The sequence below is a fragment of the Pseudomonas sp. TH04 genome (assembly GCF_016651355.1).
In the GTDB taxonomy this organism is placed as follows: Bacteria; Pseudomonadota; Gammaproteobacteria; order Pseudomonadales; family Pseudomonadaceae; genus Aquipseudomonas; species Aquipseudomonas fluorescens.
Genome location: NZ_JAEKEA010000001.1, coordinates 4,270,520 through 4,290,135, shown reverse-complemented (window position 1 = coordinate 4,290,135; position 19,616 = coordinate 4,270,520). Strand labels below are relative to the sequence as shown.

13 protein-coding genes and 2 pseudogenes are annotated in these 19,616 nt (G+C 60.5%); 1 reads left to right on the top strand and 14 read right to left on the bottom strand.

Annotated features, from left to right (window positions below):
• Positions 1–37: 37 nt before the first annotated feature.
• The 14 genes and pseudogenes from JFT85_RS19260 to JFT85_RS19200 all read right to left on the bottom strand — a co-directional run bounded on the left by JFT85_RS19260 (position 38) and on the right by JFT85_RS19200 (position 15,091).
• Entirely contained in the window at positions 38–1,108 is a 1,071-nt protein-coding gene (locus tag JFT85_RS19260) for a protein-glutamate methylesterase/protein-glutamine glutaminase (RefSeq protein ID WP_053258246.1), read from the bottom strand.
• Entirely contained in the window at positions 1,105–1,626 is a 522-nt protein-coding gene (locus JFT85_RS19255; protein ID WP_053258247.1) for a chemotaxis protein CheD, read from the bottom strand. Before JFT85_RS19255 ends, JFT85_RS19260 begins: the two co-directional genes overlap by 4 nt.
• Positions 1,619–2,422, bottom strand: coding sequence for a CheR family methyltransferase (locus JFT85_RS19250; RefSeq protein WP_201230274.1), 804 nt, complete (start codon positions 2,420–2,422; stop codon positions 1,619–1,621). The genes JFT85_RS19255 and JFT85_RS19250 overlap by 8 nt, the downstream gene beginning before the upstream one ends.
• On the bottom strand, positions 2,419–2,967 hold the full coding sequence (locus JFT85_RS19245; protein WP_069551245.1) for a chemotaxis protein CheW: 549 nt from the start codon (positions 2,965–2,967) through the stop codon (positions 2,419–2,421). The genes JFT85_RS19250 and JFT85_RS19245 overlap by 4 nt, the downstream gene beginning before the upstream one ends.
• A 61-nt stretch (positions 2,968–3,028) precedes the next feature.
• Positions 3,029–3,535: a chemotaxis protein CheW gene (locus tag JFT85_RS19240; protein WP_053258250.1), complete on the bottom strand. Its 507-nt coding sequence runs from the start codon at positions 3,533–3,535 to the stop codon at positions 3,029–3,031.
• A 3-nt stretch (positions 3,536–3,538) separates the two neighbouring features.
• Positions 3,539–4,513: pseudogene (locus JFT85_RS28750) on the bottom strand (methyl-accepting chemotaxis protein); the annotation flags it as partial.
• Positions 4,514–4,705: 192 nt separating this feature from the next.
• Positions 4,706–5,935: pseudogene (locus JFT85_RS28745) on the bottom strand (methyl-accepting chemotaxis protein); the annotation flags it as partial.
• Positions 5,936–5,982: 47 nt separating this feature from the next.
• Positions 5,983–8,136 carry a chemotaxis protein CheA gene (locus JFT85_RS19230; protein ID WP_242486545.1) on the bottom strand — a complete coding sequence of 718 codons (2,154 nt, stop codon included), beginning with the start codon at positions 8,134–8,136 and terminating at the stop codon, positions 5,983–5,985.
• A 4-nt stretch (positions 8,137–8,140) separates the two neighbouring features.
• Positions 8,141–8,458: an STAS domain-containing protein gene (locus tag JFT85_RS19225; protein WP_069551247.1), complete on the bottom strand. Its 318-nt coding sequence runs from the start codon at positions 8,456–8,458 to the stop codon at positions 8,141–8,143.
• Positions 8,459–8,491: 33 nt separating this feature from the next.
• Positions 8,492–8,860, bottom strand: a complete 369-nt coding sequence (locus JFT85_RS19220; protein WP_053258253.1) for a response regulator — start codon at positions 8,858–8,860, stop codon at positions 8,492–8,494.
• Between the two features lie 13 nt (positions 8,861–8,873).
• Positions 8,874–10,019, bottom strand: coding sequence for a methyl-accepting chemotaxis protein (locus JFT85_RS19215; protein WP_069551248.1), 1,146 nt, complete (start codon positions 10,017–10,019; stop codon positions 8,874–8,876).
• A 201-nt stretch (positions 10,020–10,220) separates the two neighbouring features.
• Complete coding sequence (locus JFT85_RS19210) at positions 10,221–10,850, bottom strand: response regulator (protein WP_201230271.1); 630 nt, start codon at positions 10,848–10,850, stop codon at positions 10,221–10,223.
• Positions 10,850–13,720 (bottom strand): PAS domain-containing sensor histidine kinase, encoded by a 2,871-nt coding sequence (locus tag JFT85_RS19205; RefSeq protein ID WP_242486544.1) that lies wholly within the window; start codon positions 13,718–13,720, stop codon positions 10,850–10,852. The genes JFT85_RS19210 and JFT85_RS19205 overlap by 1 nt, the downstream gene beginning before the upstream one ends.
• Positions 13,721–14,200: 480 nt before the next feature.
• Positions 14,201–15,091, bottom strand: coding sequence for a sugar nucleotide-binding protein (locus JFT85_RS19200; RefSeq protein ID WP_078827418.1), 891 nt, complete (start codon positions 15,089–15,091; stop codon positions 14,201–14,203).
• 166 nt (positions 15,092–15,257) lie between these two features.
• Between JFT85_RS19200 and JFT85_RS19195 the strand changes: the two genes are divergently transcribed.
• Positions 15,258–19,505 carry a DEAD/DEAH box helicase gene (locus JFT85_RS19195; RefSeq protein ID WP_201230269.1) on the top strand — a complete coding sequence of 1,416 codons (4,248 nt, stop codon included), beginning with the start codon at positions 15,258–15,260 and terminating at the stop codon, positions 19,503–19,505.
• Positions 19,506–19,616 lie beyond the last annotated feature (111 nt).

Genomic DNA, 19,616 nt, shown 5'->3' with positions numbered 1-19,616 from the left:
TTTACAGGGTCTTTTTTATTCTCCTCACTAAGAGGAGTCAGCGGCGCTGATGAATGGATTGCAGAATCGCCGCAGAAATATGTTCAAGCGGCAACTCACGCTCCACCGCGCCCAGCTTGAACGCTTCCTTAGGCATTCCGTACACCACACAGGACTCTTCATCCTGGCCGAGGGTGTGGGCACCGCTGTCATGCATTTCTTTCAGCCCACGGGCGCCATCGTCCCCCATCCCCGTCATGATGATGCCCAGCGCGTTAGCTCCGGCACTGCGGGCGACGGAGCGAAACAGCACATCAACGGAGGGACGGTGCCGGCTTACGGGCGGACCGTCGACAATTTCAACCTGGTATTGCGCACCGCTGCGCTTGAGCACCATGTGCCGACCACCGGGGGCAATCAGCGCGCAACCGGGGATAACCCGGTCGCCATTCTTCGCCTCTCGGACTTCAATCTCACAGAGTCGATTCAGGCGCTCGGCAAATGCAGCCGTGAAGTGTTCGGGCATGTGCTGCACGATGACTATTCCGGGGCAGACCCTGGGCAGAGCGGTCAACACCAGCTCCAGGGCCTGAGTGCCGCCGGTAGACGTACCAATCGCGACGATACTTTCGGTGGTGCGCGCCATCGCCTGGGTGCCCGCAGGCAGTATGACGTCGGCACTCAGCCTCACGGGAACCCGCTCGCTGGAAGGCACCATCCGCTTCATGTTGGCCCGGGCGGCGGCCTTGACGGCACCCGCCAGTTCATCGGAACTTTCGGTCAGAAACTGGCGCAAATGGAGTTGTGGCTTGGTAACGATGCTGACCGCACCCGCAGCGAGTGCCTGCATCGTGGTGGCCGCGCCTTTCTCGGTCAAGGTCGAACAGATGACCACCGGCGTCGGGTGTTCCGCCATCAATTTTTTCAGAAAGGTAATGCCATCCATGCGTGGCATCTCGATGTCCAACACAATCACATCCGGCCATTGCTTGTTCATTTTGTCCATGGCGAACACCGGGTCCGCTGCCGCGCCGATGACTTCGATGGCCGGGTCTTGCCCCAGGGTCGCCGTCAGAACCTGGCGAACCACTGCTGAATCATCAATGATCAGTACTTTTATCAGGCTCATGTCGCACGCTCTCCAAGAGGGCTGACGGGTTGTTTCTGCAAGGCCAGGTAGTTGAGTTCAATGTTGCCGTTGGCAAGGTCGAACACCACGGTTCGGTAACCCACGCCTTCCACGTGGAAGTTGTGACAATGCAAATGGTGCAGGTCGAGCAGGCGCCGGGCTTGTTCGACATTGCGTTGCCCGACGTAGTGTTTGTCCGAACGCGCCAGCCCGGGAAACATGTTCCCGCCGCCGAATACGCTGATTCTGAAATCGGCAGGTCGGGCCTTACTCGCGTGAATTCGACCGAGTAACAATGCCAGCGCCTCATTGCCGTAACGCCCGTCCAACGCGTGCGAGTTCGGCACTGCGCGTTGGGGTAACAGGAAGTGGCACATGCCGCCCAACAAGCGCCGGGGGTGCCAGAACACCAGTGCCACACACGACCCCAGCACCGTGCGCAGCCGAATCTCGCCAGCGCCGAAAAACCACTCTCCGGGATTCAGAAAAACCTCTTGGGGCACTCTGTTTTCAGGCACGTGGCCTCCGGTAGATCGAAGGTTTGATGAGTCGCAGTTCATCGGTCACGCCATTGAGGCTCTCCGAGTGGCTCACCAGAAAATACCCGCCGGGTTTGAGATGGTTGATCAGTCGCTGGACCACCTGCACTTTGGTGTCGTTATCAAAATAGATCATCACGTTACGCAGAAAGATCACGTCAAACATGCCGAGTTTGGGTAACGGATTATTCAAATTGATCGCCTGGAAATCGATCCGCGCAGCCAGTGCACGATCGACCATGAAGCAGCCATGGTTGGCGCCAACGCCCTTGAGGCAATACTTGTTGAGCAGCGCTTCAGGAATGCCGCGCGTACCTTCAAGGGGGTAACGCCCTATCCGGGCTTTGTCCAACACCCGGCTGCTGATGTCCGACGCCACAATCTCCCAGGGCCGGCCCGCGAGGTTGTCCGCCAGGACCATCGCCAAGGTATACGGCTCTTCACCGGTCGAGCAGGCGCCACTCCAGATGCGTAAAGGCCCGCTGCAGCGCAGTTCGGGGAGCGCCACATCGCGCAGGAAATCGAAATGCTTGGGCTCGCGAAAAAAGTAGGTTTCGTTGGTGGTCAACATGTCGACCGCCACCTGCAACTCCGCACTGTCCTTCATCAATAGCTTGTAGTAAGCCCCGTAGTTAGTGAGCTTGAATAGGTGCAGTCGCTTGGCCAGCCGAGCACTCACCAACTGCTTTTTGGCATCGGACAGGCTGATGCCGGCGATTCGATGAATGAGGTCACGAAATTGCAGAAACTCAGTGTCGGAGAGAATCACGTTCATAAAGACGTTCCCAAAGAAGAATCGGGCGTTGCAGGCAACGAGGATTCGAGGGTGGCCAGCACCTCCACGTGCTCCAGGGACAACACCCGACCGATGTCCAGCAACAGCACAAAGCCGCTCTCCAACTTACCGATGCCCAGTAGAAAGTCAGCCCTGACATCGCTGCCGAAGTTCAACGAGGGTTCGATGTCCTGATCGGCGATTTCAAGCACTTCACTGACCGCATCGACAATGATCCCCACGAGCTTGCGCGCCGCGCCGGACTGGACTTCGAGGATCACAAAACACGTCCTTGAGGTCTGCACCGTGCGCTCACCACGAAAACGCACCCCCAGGTCCAGCACGGGAACCGCAGCGCCGCGCAGGTTGATCACGCCACGTATGCTGGAGGGCAACAACGGTACGCTGGTGATCGGCCCATATTCGATGATCTCCCGCACATTGAGCGTGCCCACGGCGAACATTTCATCGCCCAGTTCAAAGGTGAGGTATTGGCTCGGGCTTGAGACTGGGGTATTGCCTGGACTTTCGATGGATAGCGCCATGATTCACCTCGGACCCATTACATTCCGGACGCGCCTGAAGACGCGGCCCTACGCGCCACGCTCACATCAAGCCGGCTATCTCATCGACACACAACACATGCTCAATTTGCAGCAGCGTCACAAACTCACCGCGCACCTTGGTCATCCCCTGGATGAAGTCAGCGCGAATATGATTGCCGAACGCCGGGGTGGGCTTGATATCGATATCGAGTATCTCGATCACCTCGCTGACCGAGTCGACCACCACCCCCAAGACCAATGACTCGCCCTGCTTCGCCGCCTCCAGAATGACGATGCACGTACGGCTGCCCAGTACCGTCACGCCCTTGCCAAACCGTGCCTTGAGGTCGACAACCGGCACGACCGAACCGCGAAGATTAATCACCCCGCGTAAAAATGTCGGCATCATCGGCACGGTCGTCACCTGGTTGTATTCGATGATTTCGCGAACACTCAGGGTATTGACCGCGTACATTTCCTGATCTGCCAAGAAGGTCAGGTACTGCAAAGGCTCATCAACGGGTGTCTGCCGTTCAAGCCCGTCCGACACACTGGCTGAGGCACTCATGGGTCAACTCCCGAAGCGGACGAACCCGCCCTCCACCGAACGATTGTCGGCGTCCAGCGTTAACGCTGCACGGCTGATGGTGGGTAGCGAGGCAGTGCGCCCGGCACGTTTGGTTTGTACGGTGAAGAAGCCCATGAGCTCCTGCAACTGCTCGGCCTGGCCACTCATTTCCTCGGCAGTCGCCGCCAGCTCTTCGGAGGCTGAAGCGTTTTGCTGAGTCAGTTGGCTCATCTGCGACATCGCACTGTTTATTTGCTCGGACCCGATGGACTGTTCTTCCGAGGCTGCGGCGATCTCCTGCACCAGGTCAGAGGTCTTGGCAATCGAAGGCACAATCTCATCCAGCAGGTTGCCCGCCCGTTCAGCCAAGGCCACGCTGTTCTTGGCCACTTCACTGATTTCCTGTGCGGCAATCTGGCTGCGCTCGGCCAGTTTGCGCACTTCTGCCGCCACCACCGCGAACCCTTTGCCGTGCTCACCGGCCCGCGCGGCTTCGATCGCGGCATTGAGCGCCAGCAAATTGGTCTGGTAAGCGATAGAGTCGACGATGCCGATTTTTTCAGCGATGGTCTTCATCGCCGCCACGGTATCCTTCACGGCTCGGCCGCCTTCCGAGGCTTCCTTGTTGGCCTTGCCCGCCATGCCATCGGTCACCTTGGCATTTTCGGTGTTCTGGGCAATGGACGCGGACATTTGCTCCATCGATGCAGAAGTCTGCTCCACCGAAGCCGCTTGCTCGGAGGCCGACTGGCTCATGCTTTGGGCGGTGGCGGAGATTTCTTCCGAGGCACTGGACAGCGAATCGGCTGAGCCGCGCACTTCACCGATGATTTCCGAGAGTTTTTCCACGGTGCCGTTGACCGAGGTCTTGAGTTCCAGGAACTTGCCTTGGTAGTCACCGGTGATGCTGCGGGTCAGGTCACCGTTGGACATTGCCGACAACACGTCCATCGCTTCGGTAATCGGCTCGATGATCGCGTCCAGAGAACCATTGATACCCTGAATGATGCGGCGGAAATCGCCCTGGTGCCGCGCGACGTCAGGCCGGGTGTCCAGTTTGCCGATCAGCGCACTGTCACTGATCTGGGTGGTGTCTTCGACGAGCGCGAGGATATTGGCGCGCAGCTGCTCGATGTTCTCATTGATAAAGGCTTTTTTGCCCGGGAATTGCTCCAGTGACGCCGCCAGATCGCCTTCGCCGAACGCGCGAATACAGGCCATGGCTTTCTTCTTGACGTTGATGTGGCCGCTGACCATCTCATTGATGCCCTGACCGATATCACGGTACGAGCCGCGGAAGCGATCGACATCGATCATGACGTCAATGTCACCTTTTTCGTGTTCGCTGGACATGTGCTTCATATCATTGATCAGCGCCAGGACATTGGTGCGTAACAGCTCGATATTTTCATTGATAAACGCTTTTTTGCCGGGGAATGACTCAAGAGGCGCCGACAAATCACCCTCACCGAATGAGCGAATGCAGGCCATGGCTTTTTTCTTCACCGCGATGTGGCCGTTGACCATATCGTTGATGCCCTGGGCCATGGAGCGGTAACTGCCTTGAAAGCGATCGGCCGCGATCTGCACGTCAATGTCACCTTTGTCGTGGGCAGCGGACATTCGGTCCATCTCCACAATCAACTCGTGCAAGCCCTGCCCCAGCTGCTGCATGCTCGCTATCAGACTGGTGGTGTCACCCGCCTTGAGGGTTGCTTTTGCGTTCAGGTCACCGGCGGACAGACGTGCAGCAAAGTCGCGAACCACGGCGGGTTCAGCACCCAGTTGGCGCATCAGGTTTCGGCCCAGGAATGTTCCGATCAGCACGGTCGCGAACAGGGTCAAACCGCTCACCAACAGAATGATGTAGCGCGCATTCTTCTCAGTGGCGGTGGCCAGCAGTTGGCCCTTGCGCCCCAGTTCCAGGTTGTATTCACGCAGGTCACTGACCACCTTCAGCACCGACGCCTGCAATGGCTGGCTCGCCTCAATCAAAGCCCGCGCCGAGGCTTGGTCGCCTTCGTTGATGAGCTTGTCGAACTGCCCCTGCGAGGCGGTCAATTCACCCAAGTGGGCGCGCAGTTGTTTCAACAGCGACGCGTCATGGTCGTCAGAGACCAACTCGGCCTCATAGTGATCCAGGGCTTTGCCAATTGAACTGAAGTGTTGTGCCACGCTCTGCGCGTAACCCGGGAGGACACTTTTCCCGGGATCGTTCAAGTGCTGCCATTGCAAACCATGAAGGTCGCCTACAGCCGTTGCGACCTGGTCGATTTCCAGCAGGCTGGGCACCGTGTTGGCGTTGCCGTAACTGGCGCTCGAATTGATTTCACCGGCCAGGTACAGGCTGGTGCCACCCAATACGAGGACACCCAGCACTGCCGTGAAAACCAACAACATTATATTTTTGATAACGGTCATGGCGAGGAACTCCTGATGACGCTTCATTAAGTCGACTGAGGACTTGGAATCGAACGGTTATTGGCTTCCTTGGCAACGAGTCCTAACAAATTGGGAACATCCAGAATCAGCGCAACCGCGCCGTTGCCCAGGATCGTGAATCCCCCGAGCCCATGGGCTTCACCGAACACTTTGCCGAGTGGCTTGATTACGGTTTGAAACTCCCCCTGCAAGCGATCAACCACCAGGCCGGCACGCAGCCCCGCGTAGTGCACGACAACCACGTTTTCTCGGCTGCCGGCCGGTTCTTGCACATCAAACATGTCCCGCAGCCGCAGGATCGGCAGCACATCGCCACGCAGGTCGAGGTAGCCCGCATCAGCATCCCGCCCAGAGGCGAGCTCGATGCACTCCTCCACCATGTTCAGCGGGATGACATAAGAACCCTTGCCGACGCCGATCAGAAACCCGTCAATGATCGCCAGCGTCAGCGGCAAACGGATGCGCACCGTCGTGCCCAGCCCTTCTTCGCTTTCCAGGCTCACACTGCCGCGCAACGCCGTGATATTCCTTTTCACCACGTCCATGCCGACCCCTCGGCCGGACAGGTTGCTGACCTGATCGGCCGTGGAAAACCCGGGTTCGAAAATCAAATTCAGAATGTCTTTGTCTGGCAGTACCTGACCTTCAGCCACCAGGCCACGCTCGCGGGCCTTCGCCAGGATTTTGTCCTTGGCCAATCCGCCGCCGTCGTCCGACACTTCGATGACGATACTGCCGGACTCGTGATAAGCATTCAGGCGTACGGTGCCCTGCTCGGGCTTGCCCCGCAGCAGGCGAGTGGACGCGGCCTCGATGCCGTGGTCCATGGCATTTCGCACCAAGTGCGTGAGCGGGTCACCGATCCGCTCGACGACGGTTTTGTCCAACTCGGTTTCGCCGCCGCCAATGCGCAATACGATGTCTTTGCCCAATTCTTTGGACACGTCGCGTACCACTCGCTGGAAACGCGTGAAGGTTGCTCCGATCTGCACCATGCGCAGGGTCAACGCCGAATCACGGACCTCTTCAACCAACCGAGACAACAGACTGGTGGCCTCGATCATCTCGCCTATGCCGCTACGCACCGCCACCAGATTGGCGCCGGCACCGGCGATGATCAGCTCACCGACCAGGTTGATCAGTTGATCCAGCTTGGCGGCATCGACCCGAATCAGATTGCCATCGTTACTCGCGGTGCCTTTACCGGCCTTGATCGACGGCGCGGCCGCATCCGGCAGTGCGTCAAGTTCACCCCGCGGTTCGGCCGCTGCCGGCTGCCCCTCTTGGGCGACGAGCACGGCTTGCGACGCCGTCAGGCTGGCGCAGCGAACCAGTAACTCAAGCAACTCGTCATTGCCTTCCGGCAGTGCGTCGATGTGCGCCCGACACGTTTGCACAGAGGCGTGCGGCGCGAGGATCTGCACGAGCGCGTCATCGCGAACAAAGTCAAACGCGCCGTCGATGACCTCCCGGGAGGCGTCGCTGGCCAGCGCCAGCTCAAAGCCCAGGTAGTTGGTTTCCGGGTTCATGGACGCGATAGGCGGCAACGCGTCGAACAGCGTGACGGTCTGCAGCAACCGTCCCAACGTGCTCAGGTAGCGCAGGAATGCCAAGGGGTCCATGCCATTGCGCAACACATCCGGACCAAAGCGCAGGGACAAATGCCAGTGGCCGGGGCCGGTATCCTGGGTATCCTGGGCATCCGCCGACAGCGGGCCTTGATGGGCCGGTGCCGCCGTCGCTACCGAGGCGTCCAGGTACAAGGCGAGCCGGTCAACCAGACGAAGGCCTCGGACCTGCAAAGGTTCGTCCAACCGATCCAGGTTGCCATCTTCGGCCAGCAGGTCGATCAATTGAGCGATGTGGTCACGGGCGTCGAGAAACAACGCACTCAGCGCCTCATCGACGCGGACCTCCAGGCTACGTACCCGGTCCAGCACGCTTTCAGCGACATGGGTGAACTCAACGATGGGCATCAAGCCAAACAAGCCGGCCGAACCTTTGATGGTGTGGGCCACCCGGAACAGGCCATTGATGGTGTCCATGTCGTGGGGAGACTGCTCGATCTGCAGCAGCGCGTCTTCCATCTGCAACAGCAGCTCGCGACTTTCAGCGATGAAGGTCTGCAGCACGTCGTCCATGTTCATAGGCTGGGCCATGGGATCAGGCTCCGCTCGATTGGGCGATAGCCGTATTGGAGAAGAAGTCCTCAAGACCGCTGAGCCGCAACGCTTCAATGACCGTCGGGCTATGGTTGCTCAGCAGCAGTTGCGCGCCCTCCCTGAGGGACTCGCGTTTGATGAGGATCAACAATTGCAAACCGGCGCTGTCCAGTTCGTCGACGTTGGACAAGTCCAATTCGACCTCATGGGCCAGCGGAAACAGCGACAACAACACGTCTTTTTGTTCACTGGCCGTGTAGATCGTCAGAGGGCCTTCCATGACCTGGATTCGACGCAGCATCGGGACGGGACTATTCATGGAAACCTCCTGGCCAGCGGTCGCCGGCCATCGCTAGGGCAAAATCAACTTGGAGACCGCGGTGAGCATCTGCGCCGGCTGAAAGGGCTTGACCATCCAGGCCTTGGCGCCGGAGGCCTGGCCTTGCTGCTTCATCGCATCGCTGGCTTCCGTGGTCAGCATGATGACGGGCGTGAATTTGTAGGCCGGCAACAGCCTGGCGGCCTTGACGAAGCTGAGACCGTCCATGTTGGGCATGTTCACGTCACTGACAATCAGGTGAATTTTGCGTCCATCCAGTTTGCTCAGCGCATCTTTGCCATCACAGCCTTCGATCACGTCGTAACCTGCGCCTTTGAGCGTGATGCTCACCACCTGCCGGATGGATGCCGAGTCGTCGACGATCAGAATGGTTTTGCTCATCGGAAAAGCTCCTCTAGAAAAAGGTGATTTCGCTGGCGTCGGCCTTGGCGTGTGGCTTGCCACCGTGAATAGCGTGTTGCTCAGGCATGGTGTAAGCCGTTGCAAGCTCTTGCAGCCATTGCTCACTGAGCATCGGGGCAAGGGCATGCCCGCTCAGGCTCGATTGGTGACGCTGATCTAACTGCTCCTGCAACTTGCCCAGGTCACGAGTGATCAATGTCAGCATTTGGCTGACGCGGTCCTGAAACTGCAGGGCCACCAACACCTGGGCTATTTCGTCGGCGACCGTTGCACTTTGCTGCTGCAGGTCATGGCTGTTACGCACAATGGTCTGGGCGTTGCCGCGAAAATGCTCGATAACCTGCGAGACCACCCGCTCCGAGTCGGCGAGGGTCAAGGTGTCTTGTTCGGCGTGGTGGCGGGACATTTGCACCGTGCGTGCAATCGCGGCGTTGACGGTAATCACCGTTTCACTGATCTTGCGCCCGGTCTCGCCGGACATACTCGACAACTTACGCACCTCATCGGCGACCACCGCAAAACCTCGCCCCGCGTCACCGGCACGGGCAGCTTCGATGGCCGCGTTGAGGGCCAGCAGGTTGGTCTGGCTGGCGATGTCGCCGACAAACTTGGCCATCTGCTGAAGTTGCTCAGTGAAGCTGGACAGCTGCATGACCTCTTTGAGTTCGTTCTCTTTATTGGAAAGCGCAGCACGCAGGGCCAGTACGATGGAATTAAGGTCACGTTGGCCGACTTCCAGTAAGTCGACCAGTTGCTGGGAAGCATCCTGGCCACCAAGGCTGGACACGCTGTGACTGATGTTTGCTGACAGCGTGCCGAAACGCTCGCTGAGCTTGAGGATGGCGGTTTCGCTGAGCTGGCGGGCGGCTTCTATCTGCCGGGACCAGACCGGAAGCACGCCCTGGCATACGTCTGCCAGGCCCGAATCGACGGCCAGTGCCACCGAGCCCGCGACCGGTTGCTCAAGCGGCTGGCACAGGCGGCGCCAATGCGCCTGGTGCGTGCGGTGTGCCCAAAGTCCCAGACCGATGCAAACCAGCAACACCACGCCCCCCGCGCCCACAGCCCTTGCGCCGAAGCCGTCGCTGTAGGCCACCGCAAGGCCGCCCAACAGGCCCGAAAAAGCGACGGGAAACATCGTCAAAGCAGCCGAAGGGGTGGGGGTCTGTTCGCTCACGATGTGTCTCCCAGTCAACGCAATCCTGACCGGTTGATCGGTGGTTAGATTGCTTGAGAGAGATACTGGCTAAATAATGGCATGACGACCATCAGACCATCCCTATTCTAGGGTAGGGATACCGGAAAATCGGGTAGGAAAATCCCTACCCAAATGTGCCGTTCAAGAAATACCCAAGGTCATGGCGAACCGAACAATGTCGGCGGTGGAGCTGAACCCCATCTTGTCCATCAGCCGGGTTTTGTGGGTACTGACGGTCTTGTTACTGATGACCAACTGTTCGGCGATCTGGTTGACGCTCATGCCGTGAGCCAGCAAACGCAGGATCTGGAACTCTCGATCGGAGAGGCTTTCGACAAAGGTCTGTTGCTTCAAGCCACTGCTTTGCAGCGCGATCTGTTCTGCCAGCGCGGGGTCGAGGTAGCGTTGACCGCTGACGACCCTGCGTATGGCCACCAGCAAGGTCTCGGGATCTCGGTCTTTGGTGAGATAACCGAGTGCTCCGGCGCGCAGTGCACGTTGGGCAATGTGGATTTCGTTATGCATGCTCAACACCAAAATCGGCAGCGTTGGGTACTGGGTATGCAGACGCGCGATCAAAATCTCGCCACTGATGCCTGGCATGTTCATGTCCAGGAGCAACAGGTCGATCTCGACCTGACGCAACAATTCAATCAGTTGCGTGCCACTCTCGGCTTCGGCCACTACCTGGACGTCGGTGACCAGCATGAACAACTGCTTGAGCCCCTCGCGCATGATGGTGTGGTCATCGGCGATCAGCATGCGAATCATCAATACGTTTCCTTGTGCATTGGAATGAACGCCTGGACAGTCGTGCCCTGTCCGGGATGGCTGAAAATGATCACTTTGCCGCCCAACATCAGGCCACGTTCACGCATCCCGGCCAAGCCCAACGTCTGGCCGCCGACCACGTCCGGGTCAAACCCCTTGCCGTTATCCTGAATTTCCAGCAACCAATGCGTCTCCTGCGGGCTCAGGGTAACGCTGACCTGTGTCGCGCTGGCGTAGCGGGCGATATTGGTCAACGACTCCTGCACGATGCGGAACGCAGCGGTAACGTGGCTTTCAGGCAGCGTCAGAGGAATTATAGGCAGGTGCAGTACACACGGAACCTGGGTCAAGGTGACGAATTCGGTCGTCAGCCATTCAAGCGCAGAGACCAGCCCCAGGTTCAACGCGGACGGTCGCAAGCTGGTAGAAACATTGCGCACGACCTGGATCGTTTTATCGGTCAGCACCATCAACCGCTCAACTTGGGGGGTGAGTTCAGGCGTCGTGGCGCCAAACTGGAAGCGCAATAACGAGATGCCCATGCGCAGTGCTGTCAGGTGCTGGCCCAGCTCGTCATGGATCTCCCTGGCGATCAGTTTGCGCTCCTCTTCGCGCGCCGTTTCGCGGCGGGTCGACAGGTCACGCAATTGTGCATTGGAGTTGGCCAGGCGCCGCTCGGCAGCACGCAGCCTGGAGATGTCCCGCCCCACCGCCAGTACGCTGACCACCCGCTTGCCGTCCACTTCGGGAACGAAGTGGATCAGCACCACTTTGGGCGCAGTCTTCAATCCCGAGAGTCGAAACTCCTGCTCCGTGGCTTTATTCTCTCGAATCACCTGAGCCACCAATTCGCAAAACAACTGGGACTGGTTATTGAGAGGGGCCACCGCGTCCATGGGCATTCCTGTCAGCTCCGGTGCGGCTGCGCCCACCCATTCTTTCAACCGTGCATTGACGTAGAGCACGTAGCCATGAGCGCTTAACCGAGCGACAGCATCCGGGCTGTTTTCAACCAGCGCATTGATATCGTGCTGGCGTTCGAGCTCCTTCTGGCGAGCCCTGACCAACAGGGTAATGTCGCGGCCAATCACCAATATCCGTGAGCCCGCACCCGCAGTATCAGCCACTGGCACCAGGGTTAAATGCACGTGCCGCACCTCATTGCGAAGCACCATGCCCTCATCGGCCTCCACCACCCGCCCGGCGGTCATGCACTGCTCGCAGAGCCCCTGGATTTTTTGCGCATTTAAACGACCGAATATCGATTCGAGCGCCGCGCCGGTGACATCACCATGGGATTTGCCCAGCGCGTTTAACAACGCGGGGTTGGCCTCGACGCACTGCAGCCCGCTGGCCGGCGTCACCTCCAGCAGACAGAGCATATCCAGGGTGTGGTCGAAAATATTGCGGTAACGGCGCTCGCGCTCGCGCAGAAGTGATTCCGAGCGCCAGCGCTCAATAGCAATCGCAGCAATGTGGCACATCTGGCGCACGCGTTGAATTTCGCGCTCATGCGGCGCAGCGCCGAAAGGCTGGGATAACTCGAAAGTGCCCAGCACCTGGCCTTGTTTGTCGACGATGGGTTCGGACCAGCAGGCCGCAGGCATGCGCGCAGCCGCGCCGACATGTTCGGCCCCTACGAGCTGCACGCCGCAGGATCTGTGGGGTAAGGCCAGTTGCAGATAACCCACGAGTAACGCCAGCGTTTCCTGCAGAGAAGCGCCCATGGCCATGTTTTCGAAAATACCCAGACGCTCGTCTTCCAGCACCTGCTGTTTGCGCATCTCCGTAATGTCGTGGGCCAGCGCCAGCACACCGATCACCGCGCCGTTATTGCTGCGCTCGGCCATCAGGCTGACCGCACAACTCACATAGTCGTTGCCATCAGCAATCGTCCAGGTGTTTATAAATTGCGCCGTTTCGCCCGTTTCCAAAACATGCCGCAATTGGCTCAGATAGTCACCCGCGTGCGCGTCAGGACGCGTGCCGATCGACTCGGCATAGGTCATTCCGGTCAACAGCAGAAAGGCCGGATTGACGTAGGCGCGCTGCAGGTTGCAGTCGTAACGCACGATGATATTCGGCGAGTTTTCCGCCAGCGTGAGAAATTTCAGCTCGCTGCCCATCAGCGTTTCGCGAAGCTGCCAGTTCTCGGTGATGTCTTCCAGTTGAGACACAAAGCAGGACGGTTGCCCCTGCTCGTCGCGCACCATCCCGACCGTCAACCTGACCCAGACCACCTGCCCGTTGCGGTGGATATAACGTTTATGCAGCGTGGCGCCATGCCTGGCACCGCGAATCAACTCTTCAATCAATTGCTTGCCGACGTCGCGGTCTTCGGGATGGGTCAGGGCCATGAAGGTCGTGGTTTGCAACTGCGCTTCGCTGTAGCCAAGCAGTGTGCAGGTGACGCCATTGGCCCTCAGCCAACGTCCGTCCAGAGCAACCAGCGCCAACCCCGTACCGGAAGAGTCAAAAATGGACCTAAGGGGAATATCAGCGAAACGTTCGTTTCCCGGATAAGGCGCCGCAGAGGCCATAATGGGGGTAATTTCAACAATAAAATAATGCGCCTGCCACCGCGTCATGGCTACGCTCAACCGACCTGACCCGGTGGCGGCGGCGTCGAAAAAAGCGCGTTCGTTGCCCTCAGCTTGTTTAACCGCAGCATAAAAAAGCCCGTGGTCTTCAGGCCGCAGCAGTGAAAGAAACTCGCCGGCCACGTCAGGGCATACCGCCTGTTGGCGCTGCACCTCCAGGAACGCCGGGTTGCCGGTGATAACCCTGGCATCGCGGTCCAACGCCACAACCACTCCCGAAAGACAGCCAAGCACGCTCTCGAGGGTTTTCAGCATCCCTTCATCAGCCATCACAGCTCCCAGAAGCATCCGTTGCCAATCATTCTTCCCGCCGGGAAATGCCGCATCACAACAATAATAAAAAGATTATTAGCCCCGGTTAAATAAGACCTTAGTCATCAACTAAAAACGCTGTCACTCAACCCGGTCAATTGAATACCTGCCTGGCGAGTCTAGCAAAGCCACGGTTGAACGAAGAAAATTAGCCAGGCAACGCAAAACATGCCTCGCGAGACCGCCAGTCCGCGCTCTACGCGGCAGCCACCCTGGCGTTGCTCGCACGTCGGCCACTTGAAAAACTTGGCGATCAATTAATATTAATCCCACGCTATAACGAATTAAGCCCGCGAGGATGAGCATCAACTTTAGAGCGCCGACTTAATTGCCAGAAACCGCCACTTTTGGAAGAACGTAATAGGGGGACGGTCGGCTTGGTATTGTGCAAAAAACCGCTTCCATAGAAAAAAGGCGCCTGTTTCAGGCGCCTTTTTTCTATGTTTGGCCGTGCCGGTAGAACCGATCCAGCAACGCCGGTAACCCCGCCCGCCATGCCCGTGGCTTGATGCCAAAGGTGTGGAGGATTTTCTTGCAGGCCAGCACCGCATGTTGCGGTTCATCGGCCGCATCCGGCCGTGCCGCGTGGGCCTGGGCGGTCGGGGACTCGATCGCCAGCGGATGGTAGTTGCGCGCTTCGGTGAGAATCGCCTGGCCGAGCGCCAATGGTGTGGTCGCCTCATGGCCGGCGTAGTGATACGTGCCCCACAGCGGCGCCGCGCAATCGAGTTGCTTGAGCACTGAGATGATTACCCGTGCGGCATCATCCACTGGCGTCGGGTTACCGCGTCGGTCGTCGGCCATCAGCAATTCATCCGGCTTCTCGGCACGGGCCAGGAAGCGCCCCAGGGTGCCGTCGACGCTGTCATCCAGCAGCCAGCCAAAACGCAGCATCACGTGTTGCGGGCAGGTGGCGCGCACGCTTTGCTCAATGCGCCACAACGCCTGGCCACGCAGGCCCAAGGGCACCGGCTCGTCCTTTTCGCTGTAGGCGGTGGCACGCGAGCCATCGAACACGCGGTAGCTGGACGGTTGCAGCAAGGTGATGTTGTGGTGTTGGCACAGTTCGGCCAGGCGCTCGATCGCGAACTCCTGGGCAGCCAAGCGGGTTTCGCTGACCGCTTCCGCCTGGAACCAGTCGAAATAGTAGGCGAGGTTGATCAACGCATCGGGACGGGTGTCGTCGAGCAATTGGGTGAGGCTTGCGGCATCCCAGCCGTCTTGGGGCGGTTTGGGTGCGAGGAAACCAATGTCTTCCTCTGCACCGAGGCGAATCAGCGCCTGCCCGAGGGCATTCCCGCCGCCCAGTAACATAAGGCGCATTCGCATAGAGTGTGCAGGCCCGGTCTGTTTGGAACGATGGTTATTATCGGCGGCCTTGTGAGCCATGCCGTGGGTGTTTGCCAGAATCGTTGCATTTTGCGGGTTTGTAGCGCAACCGTCACTTATAAAGTGCGGGGTTGCAAGTTGCACCGGCCGGCCGCATAAATTGTGAATGAGCCTTCCCGAATCAACGGACACGGTCCTGGACGGTTTCCACCCCGCCGTCAGCGCCTGGTTCCGCAGCACGTTCCCCTCGGTGACCCGCGCCCAGGCCCAGGCCTGGCCGTTGATCCGCCAGCGCCGCTCGACACTGATCGCCGCGCCCACCGGCTCCGGTAAAACCCTGACGGCATTCCTCGCGGTGCTGGACGACCTGGTGCATCAGGGCCTGGCCAACGGCGGGCAACTGCCGGATGAAACGTTGGTGGTGTATGTATCGCCGCTCAAGGCGCTGTCCAACGATATCCAGATCAACCTGCAAAACCCACTGGCCGGTATCACCGCGCAGTTGCAGGGCATGGGCCTGCCGCCGCTTGCGATCCGCACCGCCGTGCGCACCGGCGACACCCCGCAAAAAGACCGTGCGCAGATGCGCAAACGCCCGCCGCATATTCTGGTGACCACCCCCGAATCGCTCTATGTGCTGCTCGGCTCGGACTCCGGCCGGCACATGCTCGCCAGCACCCGCACGGTGATCATCGACGAAATCCACGCCATCGCCGCCGGCAAACGCGGCAGCCACCTGGCCCTCAGCCTGGAACGCCTGCAAGGCTTGTGCAGCGAGCCGCTGACCCGCGTCGGCCTGTCGGCCACACAAAAGCCTATCGAGGCGGTGTCGCGCTTTTTAGTCGGCACTGGCCGTGAATGCGCCGTCGTCGATATCGGCCACGCCCGCCCCCGCGACCTGGGTATTGAAGTGCCGCCGGTGCCGCTGTCGGCGGTGATGGCCAATGACGTGTGGGAATTGGTCTACGACCGCCTCGCCACGCTCGCCCGCGAACACCGCACCACCCTGATCTTCGTCAACACCCGACGCCTGGCCGAACGCCTGGCCCGGCACTTGAGCGAGCGCCTGGGCAAGACCTGCGTCGCCGCCCACCATGGCAGCCTGGCCAAAAAAATGCGCCTGGACGCCGAGCAACGGCTCAAGGCCGGCGAGCTGCAAGTACTGATCGCCACCGCGTCGCTGGAGTTGGGGATTGATATTGGCGATGTCGACCTCGTCTGCCAGATCGGCTCACCTGGCTCGATCAACGGCTTTTTGCAACGGGTCGGCCGCTCCGGCCACCAGGTCGGCGGCACGCCCAAGGGCCGCCTGTTTGCCACCACCCGCGACGACTTGATCGAATGCGCCGCCTTGCTCGACTGCGTGCGTCGGGGCGAGCTGGACACCTTGCACATCCCGGTCGCGCCGTTGGACGTACTCGCCCAACAGATCATCGCCGAAGTCAGCGCCCGTGAATGGACGGAGCAGGCGCTACTGGCGCTGATCCAGCGCGCCGCGCCCTACGCCAACCTCGACCCGCGCCACTACCAGGCGCTGTTGCAGATGCTCGCCGACGGCTATAACGGCCGCCAGGGCATCCGCAGCGCCTACCTGCACCGCGACGCCGTAACCCACACCCTGCGCGGCCGCCGTGGTGCCAGGCTGACCGCCGTGACCAGCGGCGGCACCATCCCGGATAACGCTGACTACAGCGTGTTGCTTGAACCTCAGAGCTTGAATATCGGCAGCGTCAACGAAGACTTCGCGGTCGAAAGCATCGCCGGGGATATCTTCCAGCTCGGCAACACGTCCTACCGGATCTTGCGGGTCGAGGCCGGCAAAGTACGCGTCGAGGATGCCCATGGCCAACCGCCGACCATCCCGTTCTGGCTCGGTGAAGCACCGGGGCGCAGCCATGAATTGTCGGCGGCCGTGGCGCGTTTTCAGGCGCAGTTGGACGCGCTGCTCAGCGCCACCCCCGTCGACCTGCAACCCGCTCAGGACTGGCTCACCGCCAGCCTCGGCCTGAACCACGCCAGCGCCGAACAAATCCTCGATTACCTGGCCCGCGCGCGCCTGGCCCTTGGTGCCCTGCCGTCCCAGGACACGTTGATCATGGAGCGCTTTTTCGACGCCTCCGGCGGCACCCAATTGATCATCCATACACCGTTCGGCAGCCGCCTCAACCGCGCCTGGGGCCTGGCCCTGCGCAAGCGTTTTTGCCGCACCTTCAATTTCGAATTGCAGGCGGCGGCCAGTGAGAATGCGATCGTGCTGTCGCTGTCCACCAGCCACAGCTTTGAGCTCGATGAGGTGTGGCGCTACCTGAACAGCAACAGCGCCGAGCACATCCTGATCCAGGCGGTGCTGGATGCGCCACTGTTCGGCGTGCGCTGGCGCTGGAATGCCAGTGTGGCCCTGGCATTGCCGCGTTATACCAGCGGGCGCAAGGTCGCGCCGCAGATCCAGCGCATGAAGAGCGAAGACCTGATTGCCAGCGTGTTTCCCGACCAGATCGCCTGCCTGGAAAACCTCGCCGGCGAGCGTGAGATACCCGAACACCCGCTGGTGGAACAAACCCTCGACGACTGCCTGCACGAAGCCATGGACAGCGAAGGTTGGCTGACCCTGTTGCGGCGCATGGAACGCGGCGAGGTGCGCCTGATCAGCCGCGACCTGCCCGCGCCCTCGCCCATGGCCGCGGAAATTCTCAGCGCGCGCCCCTACACCTTTCTCGACGACGCCCCGCTGGAAGAACGCCGCACTCAGGCGGTGCTTAACCGGCGCTGGAGCGACCCGCACAGCACCGACGACCTCGGCGCACTGGATGCCGAAGCCATCGCCGGCGTGCGCGAGGATGCGTGGCCGGCCCCCAACAGCCTGGACGAAATGCATGAGGCGTTGATGAGCCTGGCCTGCATCGCCGCGGATGAGGTCACACCGCAATGGGCCCAGTGGCTGCACGCCTTGGCCAAGGGCGGGCGCGCCTATCAACTCAAGAATGGCCTTTGGGTCGCCGTGGAGCGCTTGAGTTGTGTGCAGGCGATCTACCCCAACAACCTGCCGTTGCTGCCGGGCTTCGATGAGCCCTGGACTGTCGAGGATGCGCTGGCGGAAGTGCTGCGTGCCCGCCTTGGCGGGTTCGGCCCGCTGAGCCTGAGCGAAATTGCAGCGCCGCTGGCCCTGCCGGTGGCAGACGTCACGCCGGCACTGGCGCGCCTGGAACAGGAAGGCTACGTGCTGCGCGGCCGTTTCAGCCCCGGCGCCACGCACGAGCAATGGTGTGAGCGGCATCTGCTCGCGCGGATTCATCGCTACACGGTCAGGCGCCTGCGCCGGGAAATCGAGCCGGTGACATTGCAGGACTTCATGCGCTTTTTGTTCGATTGGCAGCACCTGTCCGACGGCACGCGCGGCCACGGCAGTGCGATGTTGCCGCAGATTGTCGGCCAGTTCGAAGGCTACGCTGCCGCCACGTCGGCCTGGGACAGTGACTTGCTCAGCGCTCGACTCAAGGATTACACCTCGACCTGGCTCGACGAGTTGTGCCGCAGCGGCAAACTGGTGTGGACGCGCTTGAGCAACAAGGCCAGCGCCATTGCGCTGCGCAGTACGCCCGTGGTGCTGCTGCCCCGCAGCCAAGTGCCGTTGTGGAGCGGCCTAACCGAACTCACCGACAGCACCACGCTGTCGCCCAAGGCGCAGAAAGTCCACTTGGCCCTGCGCGAACACGGCGCGCTGTTTTTCGATGAGCTGGTGCACGAGGCCCATCTGCTGCGCAGCGAACTGGAGATCGCATTACAGGAACTGGTAGGCGCGGGGCTGGTGAACGCCGACAGCTTCGCCGGCCTGCGCGCCCTCACCACACCCGCCAGCAAGCGCCTGGCGCGCAGCAGCCGGCGCGGGCGCGGGGCGTATGTCGGCGGCATGGACGACGCCGGGCGCTGGGCCTTGGTGCGCCGCTCGTCCGCCGCCGCCGGGCCGCACTCGGCGGAGACGTTGGAGCACGTGGCGCTGACCTTGCTGCGCCGCTATGGCGTGGTGTTCTGGCGGCTGCTGGAACGCGAGGCGGATTGGCTGCCGAGCTGGCGCGAACTGCTGCACACCTTCCATCGGCTGGAGGCGCGCGGCGAGATTCGTGGCGGGCGGTTTGTCAGCGGGCTGGCGGGCGAGCAGTTTGCGCTGCCGGAAGCCATCCCGTTGTTGCGCGAAGTACGGCGCAGGCCGCATGACGGCAGTTTGATTGCCGTGTGCGGGGCTGATCCGCTGAACCTGGTGGGCACACTGCTGCCGGGGAACAAGGTGCCGGCGGTGAGCGGCAATCGGATTGTGTACCGTGACGGCGTGCCGGCGGCGGTGATGGTCGGCGGCAAGCAGCAGATTCTGCTGGAGCAGGATCTGCGGGCGATTCAGGAGAAGTTGATCAGGCATTGAAGTGGGTTGGCTTTGAGGGCCTCTTCGCGAGCAAGCCCGCTCTCACATTTTGACCGTATTCCAACCCTGTACTCGGTCGAGTGTGGGAGCCGGGCTTGCCCGCGATGAGGC